This is a genomic window from Acinetobacter sp. YH12140 (assembly GCF_013418475.1).
Taxonomy (GTDB): domain Bacteria; phylum Pseudomonadota; class Gammaproteobacteria; order Pseudomonadales; family Moraxellaceae; genus Acinetobacter; species Acinetobacter amyesii.
Map to the genome: position 1 here is coordinate 492,254 of NZ_VPBZ01000003.1, position 18,709 is coordinate 510,962.

General features: G+C 41.6%; 13 protein-coding genes. All 13 read right to left on the reverse strand.

The features are described from left to right. Positions 1–49: 49 nt before the first annotated feature. The gene (gene pgaD / locus FTU75_RS06030; RefSeq protein ID WP_180115389.1) at positions 50–562 is read right to left on the reverse strand and encodes a poly-beta-1,6-N-acetyl-D-glucosamine biosynthesis protein PgaD; all 513 of its coding nucleotides are present in this window, start codon (positions 560–562) and stop codon (positions 50–52) included. A 4-nt stretch (positions 563–566) separates the two neighbouring features. Then, positions 567–1,820 carry a poly-beta-1,6-N-acetyl-D-glucosamine synthase gene (pgaC, locus tag FTU75_RS06035; protein ID WP_180115390.1) on the reverse strand — a complete coding sequence of 418 codons (1,254 nt, stop codon included), beginning with the start codon at positions 1,818–1,820 and terminating at the stop codon, positions 567–569. Next, the gene (gene pgaB, locus FTU75_RS06040; protein WP_257223719.1) at positions 1,820–3,685 is read right to left on the reverse strand and encodes a poly-beta-1,6-N-acetyl-D-glucosamine N-deacetylase PgaB; all 1,866 of its coding nucleotides are present in this window, start codon (positions 3,683–3,685) and stop codon (positions 1,820–1,822) included. The genes pgaC and pgaB overlap by 1 nt, the downstream gene beginning before the upstream one ends. After that, positions 3,685–6,141 (reverse strand): poly-beta-1,6 N-acetyl-D-glucosamine export porin PgaA, encoded by a 2,457-nt coding sequence (pgaA, locus tag FTU75_RS06045; RefSeq protein ID WP_180115391.1) that lies wholly within the window; start codon positions 6,139–6,141, stop codon positions 3,685–3,687. Before pgaA ends, pgaB begins: the two co-directional genes overlap by 1 nt. Before the next feature lie 232 nt (positions 6,142–6,373). Beyond that, complete coding sequence (gene sucD, locus FTU75_RS06050) at positions 6,374–7,264, reverse strand: succinate--CoA ligase subunit alpha (RefSeq protein ID WP_180115392.1); 891 nt, start codon at positions 7,262–7,264, stop codon at positions 6,374–6,376. 13 nt (positions 7,265–7,277) lie between these two features. Continuing rightward, positions 7,278–8,444 carry an ADP-forming succinate--CoA ligase subunit beta gene (gene sucC / locus FTU75_RS06055; protein WP_078192988.1) on the reverse strand — a complete coding sequence of 389 codons (1,167 nt, stop codon included), beginning with the start codon at positions 8,442–8,444 and terminating at the stop codon, positions 7,278–7,280. A gap of 180 nt (positions 8,445–8,624) precedes the next feature. Then, the gene (lpdA, locus tag FTU75_RS06060; RefSeq protein ID WP_078192989.1) at positions 8,625–10,055 is read right to left on the reverse strand and encodes a dihydrolipoyl dehydrogenase; all 1,431 of its coding nucleotides are present in this window, start codon (positions 10,053–10,055) and stop codon (positions 8,625–8,627) included. 60 nt (positions 10,056–10,115) lie between these two features. Beyond that, positions 10,116–11,333, reverse strand: a complete 1,218-nt coding sequence (odhB, locus tag FTU75_RS06065; protein WP_111884404.1) for a 2-oxoglutarate dehydrogenase complex dihydrolipoyllysine-residue succinyltransferase — start codon at positions 11,331–11,333, stop codon at positions 10,116–10,118. Positions 11,334–11,349: 16 nt separating this feature from the next. Then, positions 11,350–14,172 (reverse strand): 2-oxoglutarate dehydrogenase E1 component, encoded by a 2,823-nt coding sequence (locus tag FTU75_RS06070; protein ID WP_180092566.1) that lies wholly within the window; start codon positions 14,170–14,172, stop codon positions 11,350–11,352. Between the two features lie 796 nt (positions 14,173–14,968). After that, a complete protein-coding gene (locus FTU75_RS06075; protein WP_078189905.1) occupies positions 14,969–15,676 on the reverse strand; it encodes a succinate dehydrogenase iron-sulfur subunit in 708 nt (235 codons plus the stop codon). 14 nt (positions 15,677–15,690) lie between these two features. Then, complete coding sequence (gene sdhA / locus FTU75_RS06080) at positions 15,691–17,589, reverse strand: succinate dehydrogenase flavoprotein subunit (protein ID WP_078192991.1); 1,899 nt, start codon at positions 17,587–17,589, stop codon at positions 15,691–15,693. 12 nt (positions 17,590–17,601) lie between these two features. Then, on the reverse strand, positions 17,602–17,967 hold the full coding sequence (sdhD, locus tag FTU75_RS06085) for a succinate dehydrogenase, hydrophobic membrane anchor protein (protein WP_078192992.1): 366 nt from the start codon (positions 17,965–17,967) through the stop codon (positions 17,602–17,604). Next, on the reverse strand, positions 17,967–18,365 hold the full coding sequence (sdhC, locus tag FTU75_RS06090) for a succinate dehydrogenase, cytochrome b556 subunit (RefSeq protein ID WP_078192993.1): 399 nt from the start codon (positions 18,363–18,365) through the stop codon (positions 17,967–17,969). Before sdhC ends, sdhD begins: the two co-directional genes overlap by 1 nt. Positions 18,366–18,709 lie beyond the last annotated feature (344 nt).

An 18,709-nucleotide genomic window follows, 5' to 3' on the forward strand; every position in this document is an offset into this window, starting at 1 on the left:
ATGCCTACATCATCAGATCTAGGATTCTAGATCTGATGAAGAACGCTGATTAGCTGTTGATTTTATAGTGTTCTAATTGACCTTTATCCGTATAGTGCAAGGTGATATTTTTTGATTCTCGCATCGTGGCTATATCACTGGCTTTTACATGAAAGCTTTTCGCCAAATCTTCATCTTGAGCATTCTCAGGCGCCTTTCGTCGGTCTTCACCGTGAAAACGCAGCCAGTTATAACTTGCCCAAACAAATAGACAGCAAATAAAGATTCCGATTGAGAAAATCAATTTCATGATCGTTAGACTGGTCATCGGTTGGGACTGATCCATAACCTGTGAATACACCACCGTGCCTTCAAACCACCAAAACACAAGTGTTAATAGCGGTAAAAACAACCACATCCAAAGCATCCACCCGACTGCCATCAGACCATAGCCTGCTGACTTGCGTTTGACGTATTCAGGTTTATCAATATATTCAGGTAATTCAAGCAATGATTCATCTTGAATAATTTTAAAATCTGAATTCGCAACTGGCTTCTGATTTTGTAAATTAACTTGGTTCATTGTTTTACTCCCCTCTAAATCCACGGTCTGGACTGACCCAACGCGCACGCTTTTGGGTTTTAAAAATAGTCTTTGGCAAAGCAACGACCGTTGTCAGCATGGCTAAGATCCAGAAAAATAAGGGATACCAAATCACCCAAAAATAATTTCGCAGTAAGCGTTTTTTGTCGTAAGCGCGATCGATCCATAAACTCACGAGGAACTGGAATAAACAGGTCACGCCTAAAATCACTCCATACCATTGAGGTAAAAGTGATTGAATCGCCCACTCACCCGGTAATGAGAAAAATAGACCATAAAAATACAAGACAAAAATACTGAACATGACATATGCCCAGATCACGCTAATGATAGATTCGAATGCAATCGGCCACATCCGACGTAAACGCCATTTAAATATTTTAGGTAAATAGGCAAATAGTACTTCGATGCCGCCTTGAGCCCAACGTAAACGTTGTTTCCAAAGTCCATTAAATGTTTCTGGCATATAGATATAGCAAAGGGCTTGCGGTACATAGTGCAAATCCCAATGATCAAACTGCAAACGCCATGACACGTCAATATCTTCTGTGATCATGTCATCACGCCAATAACCGATGCGGTCTAGTGCCGTTTTTCTGAAACCTGCAATTGCACCTGATACTGTAAAAATACGACCATAGGTTCTTTGAGATCGCTTGATTAAGCCAATAATCGAAGAAAACTCTCCAACCTGAATTTTACCCAAGATGCTTGAACGGTTCACAATACGTGGATTACCGGTTACAGCGCCCACGCGTGGAAAACTGGTCAGATGATGCATCATCCAAAGTGCCGAATGCGGATGCAGCAATGCGTCACCATCTATACAGATCAAGTATTCAAATTGGCTGACCATCGCGCCTGCACGTAATGCATACGCTTTACCCTGATTCTCAGCCAAATGCACCACACGCAATCTCGGATATTCGAGTGCCAATTGGTCTAAAATTTCAGCGGTTCGATCTTTGCTGCCATCATTCACCGCAATCACTTCAAAATTTGGATATTGGCTCTGCATCGCATATCGAATCGTGTCACGTACCTGTGCTTCTTCATTAAAGCAAGGAACAATAATGCTACAACCGTGTACGGTTGGCACGGGAAGTTCAGGTTGTTTCCATTCTCGCTTTAAGTAGAACCACACGCCTCCAGCAATCCAAATCCACGCCATAAACAAGGGGTATAGGAAAGCAAAGGCAAAAAACAGATCGTTAAAACTCAGTTCCCATTCTTGCATTACTGACCTCCTCGTATATACGGATCACGATAAGTCAGTGGACTGCCATTCAAGCTGATGCTTTGATATAGGTGATGTTGAACGCGTTCGCCATCCTGAAGCTGATAATTATTCAGTCCGATTTTTTGAACCGACGCTGCCCGTAAAGCCTGATAGTTTTGCTGATACTGTGTCCAATCTTTCTCGCTCATATTTGGATTGATATCTAAACTGACAATCAAACGTTGCTTTTGCTCTGTATTCAAAGTCTTCAATGCGGACATAAAAGCTTTAAAACTTTGCGGATGCTGACCTGGATTAATACTTAAATACAGAAAGTCCGATGCTGTTAAGGCACGAGTCACTAAAGGTTTTAATCCAGAAAATTGATGTCCAGTTAAATTCACTTTGAGCGCGGTTTGGTTGTCATTACTAATATTGGAATAAAAATGCGCTTGCGCCTTACTACGCTCTTTAATCGCAATAATTTTTTGCACTTGCTCAGTACATGCGATTGACCACTGTGCTGAATGAATAGCGCAGTCCAAGCTGTTACCGGTGTTAATAATTAAACCTTCAAGCGAACTATTGTTTTTCAATAGATCTGCCGTTAGGTCTGTCAAATTAATCCCCTGCTTTAACTCCAAACTGATTGGAAGCTGTGCATACACTCGATTACCAATTCGTGTACGGGCCTGCCATACAGTGCGATTCAGTAAATCTTGTTGCATCGGTAGTTTTGAATTTGGGAAAAATAAGGCATCAATTTTGCCGTCACCATCATGATCAACCGCAGCATTTAAAAGCAATGTATTGGTTTTTAACGCATTGACCTGGTCTAATAATGTCCCCAACTTCTGATCTGATTGCTCAGACGTTGGCGCTTGTAATTCAGCCAAATTAAAATTCAGGAATGTTTTACGCTGTTTATAGGGCGCACGAGCCTCAACAATAAAGTCTTCCATATTTTGGTGGATAAACTCTGGTGTTGGGTTATCCATAATCAAGGCACGCTGATAGGTATGCACTGAATCTGCCTGACTGACCAAATTACCTAAGCTAAAGGACATGGGCAGTCCTGCTTTACGTGCATATCCCTCAATTTCCGGTGTAACTGCACCGTATGGCCAGAAGATTGCCATACTATGAATACCCAGTTGACGATCGAGTTCTTGTTTAGATTTCTTCAAATCTTGCACAATACGCTGCTCAAACTCAGCATCGGTTTCATAACGATTTTGAGCTGGAAAATACTGACGTGTAATCGCAGCAGGTTCCATATTTTTTTGTGGGTTTGCCAAAATACCATGATGCAGATCATCCGAATGCGACACAAATTCGGCATATCCCGACTTTTGCATTTCCCGCATTTGATCCCAATTCATCAAATTACCCACACCATAAGCTTCATAAGCATCTTTGGTATTACCATTAATCCAACTGGTTGGAATAGCAAAAACTGCAGGAAATTGATATTGCTTTAACAATGGAAAAACTTTGCTATAACTACTTAGCGCACCATCATCAAAGGTTAATAACAGTGCCTTTTCAGGTAACTTTTTCTTTTGTAAGCGAGCCTGCATGACATCTTCTAAACGAATGGGTTGCCAACCTTCTCGTTGAATCCACGCAAAATATTGCCCAAGATTTTGCGTACTAATCGCATAGACATCTCGGTCACCACGTTTGGCAACATCATCTCGAACATCATGAAAGGTCAGCGTTACAAATTGGTTATGTGCGGTACTTTCATCAAGTTCAGGCATCGCCAAATTTGCAGTTTTTGGCACATTATTGTCAGCAAAAAGATATGTCGTACTGATGGGCAAAGTCACAGCTAGAACTAAGCTTTGCTTCAACATGCGGTGTATTAATGTATTTTTCATTAGAAGCGCCCCTCAAATCCAACAACTGCATAGCTACGATCTTCATCTTTTCCGTCATACGGATGTGAACCCCAACCTATGCCGTAGTTCAATTTCCACGTGCGTGAGAGCTGCCAATCATGTTGATAATACAAATTATAAATCGGACGACTTGAGTAGCCTTTTTGTCCGAATGTACCGATAGTTGCTGCAAAGTGCTGGTTAAAATGACGTTCATAGTCACGCCATGTCATCCAATCATGTTCCAATGTCACTTCAGCGCTATAGCTATGTTCAGGGTTAAAATAAGGCACATCAACCGGATCATTTTTTCCGTAATAACCACGCAGTGTTGCCGCAGAAATATGATGCGGAGATTGCTGGAATTGTTGTTTAAAATATCCCGATAGTTCTTGGCGTAGATTGCCATCATCAATATCGGTCAATTGATAACTTGCACCTGCTTTGCGTGATTCATTTTGTTGCCAGTTCAATGCAAAACGATAAGCCTGCCCTTCGTGGTCCTGTGCCAAAGATTGCAATGGAATATCCGCTTGGCTATCGTAACCCAGTGCATAGTTCCAATGATCATTCAGCCAATGTGACCAATCTAATTGCACACCAAAACGGTCGCCATCGGTGCTTTGAGAGAATAATGCAGATGCAGCTTTACGATCCGAAGCCCACTCTAAACCCATGCCAATCCGCTGGTCTTTTAATTTGCCAGACTCATACTTCGACCAACGATTGCTATGGTCTGCAAAGAGTCGATAATTATCGTAAAACCATGGGCTATTGATACGCGTCCAGTTTTCCTGTTCACGTGAACCTTTCAGGCGATTTTGTACACGAGGATCATCAGACTCACTTTTTGCAAAGGTACTTTGATGTTGAATTGACGCACGATTCCGATCATCCAATTCTTTTTTACTTTGTTTTACGCCCGTATCATCACCGATATGGCTGACCATATATTGATTGAGTTCACGCCAAGCTTGAATTTGACTCAAGGCTTGGAAATTCTGCATGCGGTTAATTTGCGTTCCCTGTGAAATGGGCTCCAAGCTATTCTGCTGCGCCAAAGTGTGCTGGGATTGCTCTGGTTTTTCACGCCAACGTTGAATTAATGCCAAATTATTTTGATAACCGATATTGCCGGGAGCCTTTGCGGTTAAGTCATTGAAATAACGTTCCGCTTTTTCATGCTCGTTGCGATAAGCATAGTTCAATCCCTTCAAGGCAATAAATTCAGTACGATCATCGTGTGGCGCCTTATCCACCCCTTTCGCATTACTATAAACAAAGGTCGGCAATTGTATGTCCATAGTGTCGATTAACTGATTGGCTTGTTTAAATTTTTCTTGTTCGATCAAGCTATAATACAAACCAGCATAGACGTTATAGTCCGCATAATTTTTTTCAACAAATAAACTCTGATATAAAGGCTCAGCTTTTTCAGGTTGACGTAATTTTAAATAACTGTCTGCCAAAGCATGTCGTACATAAGCAGGCATTTCTTTAGCTGTTTGACCTGTTTTATCTACTTGTGCCAGTGCCTGCTTCGAAGCATTACGTGCATTTAAGGCATAGATATATTCATAGTAAAATTTACGTTTACTGGCTTCATCTGCAGGAAGTGAGTCTTCATAAGCTCTCATTTCAGCCAGAACACGATCTAGTGGTTCAAATGCCGTTGCTCCACGCTTCATATCAAACGCATTTTTTGAAGCTTGAATGCCTTGTTGGATACGCTGTGAGAACTCATTCATCTTGAGCAAATATTGCAACACTGGCTTAGAACTATTGAGTCCATTGGCCTGAATGTAGCTTTGCGCAGTGGCAAAATCGCTATTTTGCAATAGAGCCAATACGAACTGTTCTTGGGTATCTGCATTGGGCTGTTTTTCTAACGCATATTTCGCTGCATTGAGGGATTCAGCAGGCATATCCAATAATCGATAGGCATAGGCCAATTGCGAAAGATAATCTGCACCAAGCGACTGTAAGTTGAGATTTGCCAGTTTTTGTTTTGCTTGATCTTTTTGACCTGATTCTGCAAGCAACACACCCTGCCAAATCAACCACTGTTCCGATTGATCCTGCTGATAAAATTTTTGTGCCCACTGTAAGGCTTGATCATATTGTTTAAGATCGCGTAAAGCTTTGATGACACTGACTTTGCCATAATCTGGAAACGTCGTTGGACTAATCTTCGCCAAGTAGGCCACATCTGTAGAGCTAAAGGTTGCATTTGCATAACGCAGGAGCGTGTAATCTGCAATGAGCTTCTGATTTTCAGGATGTTGCGCTAATAAAACTTGTAATTGGTTAAATCCCTGATCCAATTTACCGACACGGATATCTGCAACACTTTGTTCTCTTTGCTGATCGATATTATCAACTGCAAATACAACCGTAGGAAGGCTCGAAAAAATCGACAAGAAACATAGACGAGATAAATAAGATTTATAAATCATGATTATTCACGTTAGAAGAGTAATTATTCATCAAATTAAATTAATGTGACGTGCTTCACATTATATCATATTTTGACCGATTAAATTTGGTTAATTATTCATACTAAAGTGTTAATAATGAATGAGAATATGCTGAATTTATAAATTTTCTTTACTATTCACCCACTATTATTAAATAAAAATAAAAAAACCCCTTATTTGAGGGGTTTTTATTAACAGAAACTTACCGTACTTAAGCAAGACCTTTTGACTTTAAGACTTCAAACATAGCTGAGCCTAATTCAGCAGGACTACGGGTATAGGCCATACCGGCTTTTTCAAAGGCAGCGAATTTCTCTTCTGCTGTGCCTTTACCACCCGAAATGATTGCGCCTGCATGTCCCATACGTTTACCTTTTGGTGCAGTCACACCCGCGATATAACCGACAACAGGCTTAGTTACATTCGACTGGATATATTCAGCCGCTTCTTCTTCTGCTGTACCACCAATCTCACCAATCATGATGATCGCTTCAGTTTGCGGGTCGTCTTGGAACAGCTTTAAGCAATCAATTTGGTTCATGCCCGGAATTGGATCTCCCCCAATACCGATACACGTCGACTGACCTAGACCCAGCTTCGTGGTTTGCGCTACAGCTTCATAGGTCAAAGTCCCTGAACGCGAGATAATGCCGATTTTACCCGGTTGATGAATATGACCTGGCATAATACCGATCTTACATTCACCCGGAGTAATAATTCCTGGACAGTTCGGACCAATTAGACGTGCATTATTACCATAGGTTTCTAGGTAACGTTTGGCTTTTAGCATATCAAGTGTCGGCACACCTTCCGTAATCACGACGATCAGCTCAACACCTGAATCAATAGATTCAATAATTGAATCTAGGACAAATGGTGCCGGTACATAAATCGAAGTTGCCGTTGCACCCGTTTCACGTACCGCTTCTTTCATGGTATTGAATACGGGTAGATTCAAATGTTGTGTGCCGCCCTTGCCCGGTGTTACACCGCCAACAACTTTAGTGCCATAAGCAATCGATTGTTCTGAATGGAATGTGCCGTTTTTACCGGTAAAACCTTGAACTAAAACTTTTGTGTCTTTATTTACTAATACGCTCATGATCTCTACTCCCTTAGCCTTTTACCGCAGCAACGATTTTTTCTGCAGCATCGGCCAAGCCATTTGCAGAAATCAATTTCAAACCTGATTCATCAAGTAATTTTGCACCCAACTCTGCATTGTTCCCTTCTAAACGAACAACCACAGGTACAGTCACATTTACTTCTTGAACCGCTGCAATAATTGCTTCAGCAATCATGTCACAACGTACAATTCCGCCAAAAATGTTGATTAATACACCTTGTACAGAACTATCGGCCAAAATGATTTTAAAGGCTTCAATTACGCGTTCTTTGGTCGCGCCACCGCCTACATCTAGGAAGTTTGCAGGTTGACCACCATAGAGTTTAATAATGTCCATGGTTGCCATCGCTAGGCCAGCACCATTGACCATACAGCCAATATTGCCTTCTAAGGCAACATAGTTCAGATCAAATTCTGATGCTTTCAGCTCACGCTCATTTTCTTGCGTTTTATCGCGTAGTGCTGCGATTTCTGGTAAGCGATATAAAGCATTTGAGTCGATACCAATTTTTGCATCCACACATAAAATCTCGCCATTTTCACGTACGGATAACGGGTTAATTTCAAATAAAGCAAAATCATTTTCAATAAATGCTTGATAAGCCGCAGACATGATTTTGACAAATTGATTCACTTGACCATCTTTTAGGTTTAAAGCAAACGCCACTTCACGTGCTTGGAATGGTAACAATCCAACTAGAGGATCAACTTCAACTTTAATAATTTTTTCAGGCGTTTCTTCTGCAACTTTCTCAATTTCAACACCGCCTTCAGTCGATGCCATAAAGGTCACACGACGGCTAGAACGGTCAACTACAGCACCTAGGTACAATTCACGCTCTACAGGATAAACATCTTCGGATACCAAAATACCGCTGACGGGTTGACCTAATGCATCTGTTTGATAAGTGACTAAGCGTGAGCCGACCATTTGGTTCACATAATCAGTGGCTTCTTGTGCAGATTTTACGACTTTAACGCCGCCTGCTTTACCACGACCACCTGCATGCACTTGGGCTTTGAGTACCGCAAACTTACCACCCAGTTGCTCAAAAGCTTTGACTGCTTCTTCTGCGGTAGTTACAAATACGCCTTCTTGGACTGGCATACCATATTTTTTTAATAACGCTTTAGCTTGATATTCGTGTAGATTCATTGAACAACCTTTTACTCTTTCTTCGCTTTGTTATGACCCATTAAAGCCCAGACATCCGTCAAAGCAGCTTTAACCTTTTTAAATCTTAAAATATTTCTTATCTTTATTTTTAGATGATTATTCAAATTAAAACAACCATCTGAAACAAAAAAGAGCGGCCTAAGCCGCTCTTTTTACATCTTATTTACGTTTACGCTGAATCGCGTGAATTGCACGTCCATCGACTGCAAGTGCAGCTTCGTGAACGACTTCAGAGAATGTCGGGTGACCGAAAGTCATTAACTGTAGGTCTTCAACACTTGATACGAACTCAAGTGCGATCATACCTTGGTGTACGATATCAGACGCTGCAGGTCCAATCACGTGCATACCGAGTAGACGATCTGTCTTCGCATCAGCAACAAACTTAACAAAGCCTGCGTTTTCACCAGCAGCCATTGCACGACCATTTGCAGCGAAACCAAATTGACCTGTTTTAACTTCGTGGCCTTTTTCTTTCGCTTGCTCTTCTGTTAAACCAACCCACGCCGCTTCTGGGTGTGTGTAAATTACAGAGATGATAGTGTCATAGTTCACTTGAGCTGCATGACCGTGGATACGCTCAACAGCCATTACGCCTTCTTCCATTGCTTTATGTGCAAGCATTGGACCACGTACCAAGTCACCAATTGCGTATACACCTTCAACCGAAGTTGCACACCAATCGTTTACTTCAACTAAACCGCGTTCAGTGAGTTTAATGCCTGAATCTTCAGCCAATAAACCTTCTGCATATGCTTTACGGCCCACACAAACGATCAATTTATCGAAAGTTTGAGTTTTGTCTTCGCCGCCTTGTGTGTACTTAACAGTAACTTCACGGCCATTCACTTCTGTACCAGCAACTTTAGCGCCAACACGGATATCAAGACCTTGTTTAGTCAATACTTTTTGGTAGTCTTTCGCCAAAGCTTTATCAGCCATTGGTAAGAATGCGTCCATTGCTTCAAATACAACAACTTCAGCACCTAGACGACGCCAAACAGAACCAAGCTCTAAACCAATGACACCCGCGCCGATTACGCCAAGACGTTTAGGCACTTCTGGGAACTCAAGCGCACCAGTAGAGTCAACAATAATGTCTTGGTCTACAGGAGCAACAGGAATATTTACCGGCACAGAACCCGATGCAAGGATTACATATTTAGGTTCTAAAATTTGAGTTTCACCTTCGTGAGATACAAACTCAACTTTCTTACCTGCAAGTAATTTACCTGTACCTTTTAACCATTCGATACCATTGCCTTTAAGTAGGCCATCAATACCCATCGTCAATTGGTTAACAATTTTGTCTTTACGATCAAGCAGTTTTGCAAGATCAAATTTCACTTCACCAGTCGTAATACCGTGGTCATCTAAGTGATGAACAGTATCTTCATAGCGGTGAGATGAATCAAGTAATGCTTTAGATGGGATACAACCCACGTTTAAGCAAGTACCACCTAAAGATGGTTTACCTTTATGAATACGTTTTTCAATACAAGCTACTTTAAAGCCTAATTGAGCAGCGCGGATAGCAGCTTCATAACCACCAGGACCGCCACCAATAACAACTAAATCAAATTGAGACATGTGTATCTCCCAAAATGGGCTTAGAGGATCGCTCTAAGCCCATTGCATTATTCTGAAGTATTAAAGATCAAGGATTAGCTTAGCTGGTTCTTCTAACAATTCTTTGATTGTTACAAGGAAGCCTACTGCTTCTTTACCATCGATTAGACGGTGGTCATAAGAAAGCGCTAAGTACATCATTGGCAAGATTTCAACTTGACCATTTACAGCCATAGGACGTTCTTGGATTTTATGCATACCCAAAATCGCAGTTTGTGGCGTATTTAAGATAGGTGTAGAAAGCAAAGAACCGAAAGTACCACCATTAGTAATAGTGAATGTACCGCCAGTCATATCTTCGATACCCAATTTACCATCACGCGCTTTACCAGCGTATGCACGGATACCATTTTCAACTTCAGCATAGTTCATGCGGTCAGTATCACGAAGAACTGGAACTACTAGACCACGGTCGCTTGATACAGCAACACCGATGTCGTAGAAACCGTGGTAAACGATGTCATTGCCATCAATTGAAGCGTTTACAGCTGGGTAGCGTTTAAGTGCTTCAGTTGCCGCTTTAACGAAGAATGACATGAAGCCAAGACGTGCACCATGACGCTTTTCAAAAGCATCTTTGTATTGCGCACGCATTTCCATGATTGGCTTCATGTTTACTTCGTTGAACGTAGTCAACATTGCAGTTTCTTGAGTTGCAGCAAGTAAACGTTCAGCAACACGCTTACGAAGACGAGTCATAGGAACACGTTTTTCGATACGTTCACCAACAGCAACGCTTAATGGCGCAGCAGCAGGAGCAGCTGGTTTAGCTTGATGGTTTGCAACATCTTCTTTAGTGATGCGACCGCCACGGCCAGTGCCAGCAACGTCAGCAGCAGCAATGCCAGACTCAGTCAATGCTTTACGCACTGCAGGAGCTTGATCAGCAACAGGTTGAGCACGTTCAACAACAGGAGCAGCGCCCGCTTGAGTTTGCGCAGCAGCTTGTTCTACTTTCTCTTCTGATTGAACAGCTTGAGTTTGAGCAGCGCCAGAAGCAGCACCTTCTTCAAAAGTCGCAATCACCTCAGCAGAAAGAACTGTATCGCCTTCGTTTTTAACGATTGCAGAAATCGTACCGTCAGCAGGAGCTACAACTTCTAAAACAACTTTATCTGTTTCAATATCACAAATCACTTCGTCACGTGATACTGCTTCACCTGGTTGTTTGTGCCAAGTTGCAACTGTACCGTCAGCAACTGACTCTGGGAATACCGGTGCTTTAATTTCGGTTGCCATTATTAAGAATCTCCTGTTATTCAGCTACGATAGCTAAAGCATCATTTACGAGCTGAGCTTGTTGTTTTGCGTGCAAATATGGTGAACCACAAGCCGGTGCAGCAGAAGCTTCACGACCTGCATAACTAATACGAACTTGTTTGCCCGCTTTCATCACGTCGTCATAAAGACGCGGAGCGATGAATAACCATGCACCTTGGTTCTTCGGTTCTTCTTGAGCCCAAACCAATTCTTTAATGTTTGGATATTGTGCCAGAACTTCAGCAAGACGTGCTTCTGGATACGGATACAATTGTTCAATACGAACGATTGCTGTGTTGTTCAATTCTTTTTCACGACGTTTTTCAAGTAAGTCGTAGTAAACCTTACCACCACAAAGCACTAGACGAGTTACGTCTGACTTGTTGATATTGTCAATTTCATCGATCACAGTTTGGAATGAACCATTTGCAAGTTCTTCTAAAGTAGACGTTGCAAGTTTGTGACGAAGAAGAGACTTCGGTGAAGTCACGATCATTGGTTTACGGATTGGACGAAGTGCTTGACGACGCATCGCATGGTAAATCTGCGCTGGTGTAGTCGGTGTGATCACTTGCATGTTTTCTTCAGCACATAGCTGTAAGAAACGCTCTAAACGAGCTGATGAATGCTCAGGACCTTGACCTTCAAAGCCGTGTGGAAGAAGCATAGTCAGACCGCATACACGTTCCCACTTAGTTTCGCCAGACGCGATGAACTGATCGATTACAACCTGTGCACAGTTTGCGAAGTCACCAAATTGCGCTTCCCAAATGACAAGGCTCTTCGGAAGAGTCGTTGCATAACCATATTCGAATGCAAGAACCGCCATTTCTGACAATAATGAGTCATAAATAGCTGTACGTGGTTGGTTTTCTTTCAAGTTACATAATGGAATGTAAGTTGAACCATCTACTTGGTTATGAAGTTTTGCATGACGGTGTGAGAATGTACCACGACCAACGTCTTCACCTGTTAAACGAACAAGGAAACCTTCATCTAGAAGAGACGCGTAAGCTAATGTTTCAGCAGCACCCCAGTTCAATGGCATTTCACCAGTCTGCATTTTCAGACGGTCATCAATCACTTTAGCAACCTGACGTTGCATCACGAAGCCTTCTGGAAGCTCGCGCATTTTCGCACCAAGCTCTTTTAGACGTTCGATTGGGAAAGTGGTATCCCATTTGTCTGTGTATTCGTGGCCTAGGTAAGGTTTCCAGTCCACAAACATTTTTGTATTTGGCTCAAGTACCAACGCATTTGCAACGTGTTTACCTGCTTCAAGGTCAGAACGATACTGTTCAACCATTGCATCAGCAGAAGCGCGATCAATAACACCTTCTTGTACAAGCTTGTCAGCATAAAGCGTACGTGTAGTCGCTTTTTTATTGATGATTTGATACATCATTGGCTGAGTTGCAGCTGGCTCGTCGGCTTCGTTATGACCACGACGACGGTAGCAGAACATATCGATTACAACGTCTTTACGGAATGTATGACGGAAATCGTGTGCCAATTGAGAAACAAATAATACAGATTCAGGATCATCACCGTTCACATGGAAGATCGGTGCTTGGATCATTTTCGCGATGTCAGTACAGTATTCTGTAGAACGCGCATCACGTGGGTCAGACGTTGTGAAACCAACTTGGTTGTTCACGACGATATGAACTGTACCACCCACGGTATAACCGCGAGTTTGTGACATTTGGAAAGTTTCTTGGTTTACACCTTGACCTGCAAATGCAGCATCACCGTGAACGATGATTGGTAATACATCATCACCACCGATATCTTTACGACGTACTTGACGTGCGCGTACAGAACCTTCAACTACCGGTCCAACGATTTCTAAGTGTGATGGGTTAAACGCTAATGCCAAGTGAACTTCGCCACCCGGAGTCATTACGTTTGAAGAGAAACCTTGGTGGTATTTAACGTCACCAGAGCCTTTTTTATGAAGTGATTTACCTTCGAACTCACCAAATAGATCAGCTGGGTTTTTACCCATGATGTTTACAAGAAGGTTTAAACGGCCACGGTGAGGCATACCGATAACCACTTCTTTACAACCTACTGAACCTGCGCGTTGAATAAGTTCATTCACCATAGGAATGAAAGATTCACCACCTTCAACACCGAAACGTTTCGCACCAACGAATTTGTTACCAAGGTATTTTTCTAGGCCTTCAGCTGCAGTTAGACGTTCAAGGATATGTTTTTTCTGGTCTGCAGTGTAGCCAAATTGACCACGAGTACCTTCAAGGCGTTGTTGAATCCAACGTTTTTCTTTTGTATCAACAATGTGCATGTATTCAACACCAATCGAAGCAGTATAAGTTGCTTCCATTGCTTGAACCATTTCACCAAGTGTTGCTTCAGACTTACCGATTGCAAGGTTACCTGTATTAAATACAGTATCTAAGTCAGACTGAGTTAGACCGTGCGCAGCAAGATCTAGATCAGGCACGATTTCACGTTTTGCAAGACCAAGTGGATCTAATTTTGCGTTTTGATGACCACGGTTACGGTATGCAGCGATCAACTGTAATACACCGATTTGACGGCGTTCATGCTCAGAACTTACTGCACTTTGCACTACTGGCTGAACACGGCTTGAATTACGGCCTAATAATAGGAATTGCTCACGTACATTGCTGTGTGGTTGATCACCTTTCGGGAATTTATCGAAGTATTCACGCCAATCAGCCTCTACTGAGTCTGGAGCCGTTAGATACTGCTCATAAAGTTCTTCAATATACGCTGCACTGTCAGCGCTAAGTTCAGTGTCAAGACGCAGTGCGTCAGCAACTTCTTGCATTTGTGGACCCATTTCCTATTGCAAAACATTTCAGGATGCTTTTTAAGCGAACCCATGATTAGTAATGTCAAATTGGTAATATGACATTAGTCCCCATTAGGCTTAAGCCTTGAGGCGTTATCACTACATTAGGATTACCCAATGTGATTAATGAACAATAACGCCCTCAGCGGCATCATTACTCATTGAGAAATACCCGACATAAATCGGGCAATTTTTGCAAATCGTCTTAGAAAAAATAAATTTTGCGCAATTATCTTTTCTAAAACGACTTTATTAACATTTATATACCTTCTACAGCGCTTAAATTGTAGAAAAAATGTACCTAATTCAAAGTCATTTTTTACATATAGTGATACTCTAAATGCTAACACGTTCGAGCATTTTCAATTGATTTTTTTGACACATACCCCTCATAAATTAGCGAAATACACTGTTTGTATTTTCATCTATGATATGGTGCTACATATAAAATGATCTTTCAATTAAGACAAAAGTCTACGTTCGATTATTACCTCATCTCATATACAAAAACAAAAGAGAGCTGACATTCCTATCCTCTCTCTTTTTACTACGTTACATAATAACATCTTCTAATCCTTTTGACAGACTTGAACGAGCGTTTCATCAATAAATAACCATTTATCTATCACTTTATACTTTTAATTCACTACGTTTCTATGAAATCCATTTATAACAATCTGCAATGACAGCGAATAACTTTCACTATCATCACTTTTATATATGACAAAAAAAAGCGCACCCAATGGTGCGCTTCTTTTTACTGCTAAATCTATTAACCTAGATCTAAAAGCATATTACGGATGTGACCGATTGCTTTAGTTGGGTTAAGACCCTTAGGACATACAGATACACAGTTCATGATACCTTTACAACGGAACAATGAGAATGGGTCGTCAAGACGAGCCAAACGCTCTTGAGTTGCTGTATCACGAGAGTCAATGATGAAGCGATATGCGTTCAACAATGCTGAAGGACCCAAGAACTTGTCTGGGTTCCACCAGAATGATGGACATGAAGTTGAACAACATGCACAAAGAATACATTCGTACAAACCATCTAAATGTTCACGCTCTTCAGGAGACTGCAAACGCTCTTTAGGAGGCGCAGGCTGATTGTTGATTAGGAACGGATGGATTTTATTGTACTGATCGTAGAACTGATTCATATCTACAACCAAATCTTTAATTACTGGAAGACCTGGAAGTGGACGAATTGTGATCACTTCTGGTAAGTCGTTTAGGTTCCAAAGACACGCCAAACCATTTTTACCATTAATGTTTACACCATCAGAACCACAAATACCTTCACGACATGAACGACGGAATGTTAATGATTCGTCTTGAACTTTTAATGCTAGAAGTGCATCAAGCAACATACGATGCTTATCAGTCAACTCTAGTTTAAAAGTTTGCATGTACGGAGCTGCATCCTTATCAGGATCGTAGCGGTAGATATTAAATGTACGAGTACCTCTACTCATCTTACTTCTCCCAATTAGAATGTACGTGGTTTAGGCGGAATAGCATCTACAGATAAAGGCTTGTAACGTACTGGTTTGTACTCAAGACGGTTATCTACAGAGAACCATAAAGTGTGTTTCATCCACTCATCATCACGACGACCGTATGGGTAGTCAGCATGATCAGGTGGTAATTCAAAATCTACCACTGTATGCGCACCACGACATTCTTTACGTGCAGCCGCAGAAATCAGTGTCGCTTTCGCAACTTCATACAGGTTTTCAACTTCTAGAGCTTCAACACGCGCTGTGTTAAATACTTTAGATTTGTCTTTCAAGTGAATGTTACGTACACGTGGTTCGAGCGCAAGAATCTGTTTCACACCCTCTTCAAGAAGTGCAGATGTACGGAATACACCAGCGTGATCTTGAACGATGTCACGGATTGCATCTGCAACTTCTTGAGCATTTTCACCAGAAGTTGATTCATCAAGATGACGAACACGATTCAAAGTTTTTTCAAGAACAGTTGTAGGAAGCGGTGCATATTCATCACCGTGGTGTTTAGTTACATAGTCAACAATATGTTCACCAGCAGCTTTACCAAATACAACCAAGTCAAGCAATGAGTTTGTACCTAGACGGTTAGCACCGTGTACAGATACACATGAACATTCACCAATTGCATAGAAACCTTTCACTGGTTTAGTGAAATCACGGTCACCCGCATTGTGTGAGTACACACCAGTTTCTTTATTGTAGTTCGCAACCAAAGCTTCAGTTTCACGAGATACAGGAACAACCACTTGACCATGAATATTTGTAGGAATACCACCCATTTGGTAATGGATTGTAGGTACTACAGGAATTGGCTCTTTAGTGATGTCAACGTTCGCGAATTTCTTACCAATCTCAAATACAGATGGAAGACGTTTCATGATTGTTTCAGCACCAAGATGCGTCATATCAAGCAAGATGTAGTCTTTCTTAGGACCACAGCCACGACCTTCTTTAATTTCTTGGTCCATAGAACGTGATACAAAGTCACGAGGTGCCAAGTCTTTCAATGTCGGAGCATAACGTTCCATGAACGGCTCACCAGCATCGTTACGAAGGATCGCACCTTCACCACGACAACCTTCTGTCAACAATACGCCTGCGCCCGCAACACCTGTTGGGTGGAATTGCCAGAATTCCATATCTTGTAATGGAATACCTGCACGAGCTGCCATACCAAGACCGTCACCAGTGTTGATATAAGCGTTAGTAGATGCACGGTAAACACGACCAGCACCACCAGTAGCGAACAATGTTGCTTTACCTTGGAATACTGCAATTTTACCTGTTTCTTGGTCAATTGCTGTCACACCAAGCACATCACCCTCTTCATTACGGATCAAATCAAGTGCGATCCATTCAACGAAGAATTGAGTACCCATTTTCACGTTGCTTTGATAAAGCGTATGAAGAAGAGCATGACCTGTACGGTCGGCAGCAGCACATGCACGTGGAACTGGTTTTTCACCATAGTTCGCAGCATGACCACCAAACGGACGTTGGTAAATTGTACCGTCAGCATTACGGTCGAATGGCATACCTAGGTGTTCAAGCTCATATACAACTTGAGGCGCTTCACGAGTCATAAACTCAATTGCGTCTTGGTCACCTAACCAGTCAGAACCTTTAACTGTATCGTAGAAGTGGTAGTGCCAGTTATCTTCTTGCATGTTACCAAGAGATGCACCAATACCACCCTGCGCTGCAACAGTATGTGAACGAGTTGGGAATACTTTAGTCAGTACAGCAACTTTCAAACCAGCTTGAGCAAGTTGGTAAGAAGCACGCATACCTGAACCACCACCACCAACGATGACTGCATCGAAAGTTAGGTGTGGAATATTTGTGTAATCTTCTTTAGGGGTTATAGCGCCCATGATATTTTCCTATCAATTTGCCCAAAAAATCTGGATCGCCCAGATCGCGTATGCAAATACTGCAACAATCACTGCAGAAGTCAGCACTAAACGCAGACCGTTTGCTGAAGGACCCATTTGACGAGTAGTCACATAGTCAGTGAATACTTGCCACATACCAATCCAAGCATGCGCAACAAGAGATAAGACAGACAATAAAGACATAATCTTCATTGGTGTTGTCATCATAAAGCCATACCATTGCTCAAAAGTGAATCCGCTATTGCAAAGGATCCAGCCCAGTACAACAATAGTATAAACAGCCAATACAACGGCACTTACACGCTGGATAAACCAATCGCGAGAACCTGATCCTGTTAAACCTGTAGCACTTTTCATTAGAGAACAATCCATACAAATGCTGCAACAATACCGATTGCAGACAAGATCAATGAAATAGTAGCTGCGATACGACCACTTTGAAGTTCTTCAGCAACGCCAAGATCTGCAAATAGATGCTTGATACCACCAATAAGGTGATAAATTAAGCCGGCTACAAATACCCATACGACAAAACGCACAATAAAGCTATCAAACACAGCTTGAACTTGCGCAAAACCTTCAGGTGAAGATAAAGATTTGTCTAAAATCCAAAGAAGGACCGGTACGAGTAAAAATACGATAACACCTGATAGACGGTGTAAAATTGATGCAATAGCCACAGGGGATTTTAAGTTTACGTCTAAAACTTGACCCATGGACAAATTGACAGGTCTGTTGCTTTTCACAGCGGGCATCCTGTAAGTAAAAACTCCATCCGGAGTTTGTTGGAATTAATTCGTAGGAAAGCTAGCATAGTCAGACATTACAATATAATAAACTCTGCAGCTGTCTGATCTTATAAACGACAGGGAATTATAAAACGTGAACTTTCAAAACACAAACGAAGACAATTAGGAATTTTGCAAAATATCCTTAAATAAGAATCATTAACAATAACTTTTCTAAAAACAAATACCTTATTTATCTAAGAAAATCATACTATGTTGTTGGTTTTAATCAGTTAAATGTAAATCCCACTTATTGTTTTTGTGTGTATATGGCGATTTAAACTTTTAGACTAAAGATGAACAAATCTAAA

Coding starts and splice junctions, on each gene's coding strand:
- odhB (WP_111884404.1), bottom strand. CDS start 11,333: ATGGCAACCGAAATTAAAGCACCGGTATTCCCAGAGTCAGTTGCTGAC.
- sucC (WP_078192988.1), bottom strand. CDS start 8,444: ATGAATCTACACGAATATCAAGCTAAAGCGTTATTAAAAAAATATGGT.
- pgaA (WP_180115391.1), bottom strand. CDS start 6,141: ATGATTTATAAATCTTATTTATCTCGTCTATGTTTCTTGTCGATTTTT.
- sdhA (WP_078192991.1), bottom strand. CDS start 17,589: ATGGGCGCTATAACCCCTAAAGAAGATTACACAAATATTCCACACCTA.
- sucD (WP_180115392.1), bottom strand. CDS start 7,264: ATGAGCGTATTAGTAAATAAAGACACAAAAGTTTTAGTTCAAGGTTTT.
- pgaD (WP_180115389.1), bottom strand. CDS start 562: ATGAACCAAGTTAATTTACAAAATCAGAAGCCAGTTGCGAATTCAGAT.
- pgaB (WP_257223719.1), bottom strand. CDS start 3,685: ATGAAAAATACATTAATACACCGCATGTTGAAGCAAAGCTTAGTTCTA.
- sdhD (WP_078192992.1), bottom strand. CDS start 17,967: ATGAAAAGTGCTACAGGTTTAACAGGATCAGGTTCTCGCGATTGGTTT.
- pgaC (WP_180115390.1), bottom strand. CDS start 1,820: ATGCAAGAATGGGAACTGAGTTTTAACGATCTGTTTTTTGCCTTTGCT.
- FTU75_RS06075 (WP_078189905.1), bottom strand. CDS start 15,676: ATGAGTAGAGGTACTCGTACATTTAATATCTACCGCTACGATCCTGAT.
- FTU75_RS06070 (WP_180092566.1), bottom strand. CDS start 14,172: ATGCAAGAAGTTGCTGACGCACTGCGTCTTGACACTGAACTTAGCGCT.
- lpdA (WP_078192989.1), bottom strand. CDS start 10,055: ATGTCTCAATTTGATTTAGTTGTTATTGGTGGCGGTCCTGGTGGTTAT.
- sdhC (WP_078192993.1), bottom strand. CDS start 18,365: ATGCCCGCTGTGAAAAGCAACAGACCTGTCAATTTGTCCATGGGTCAA.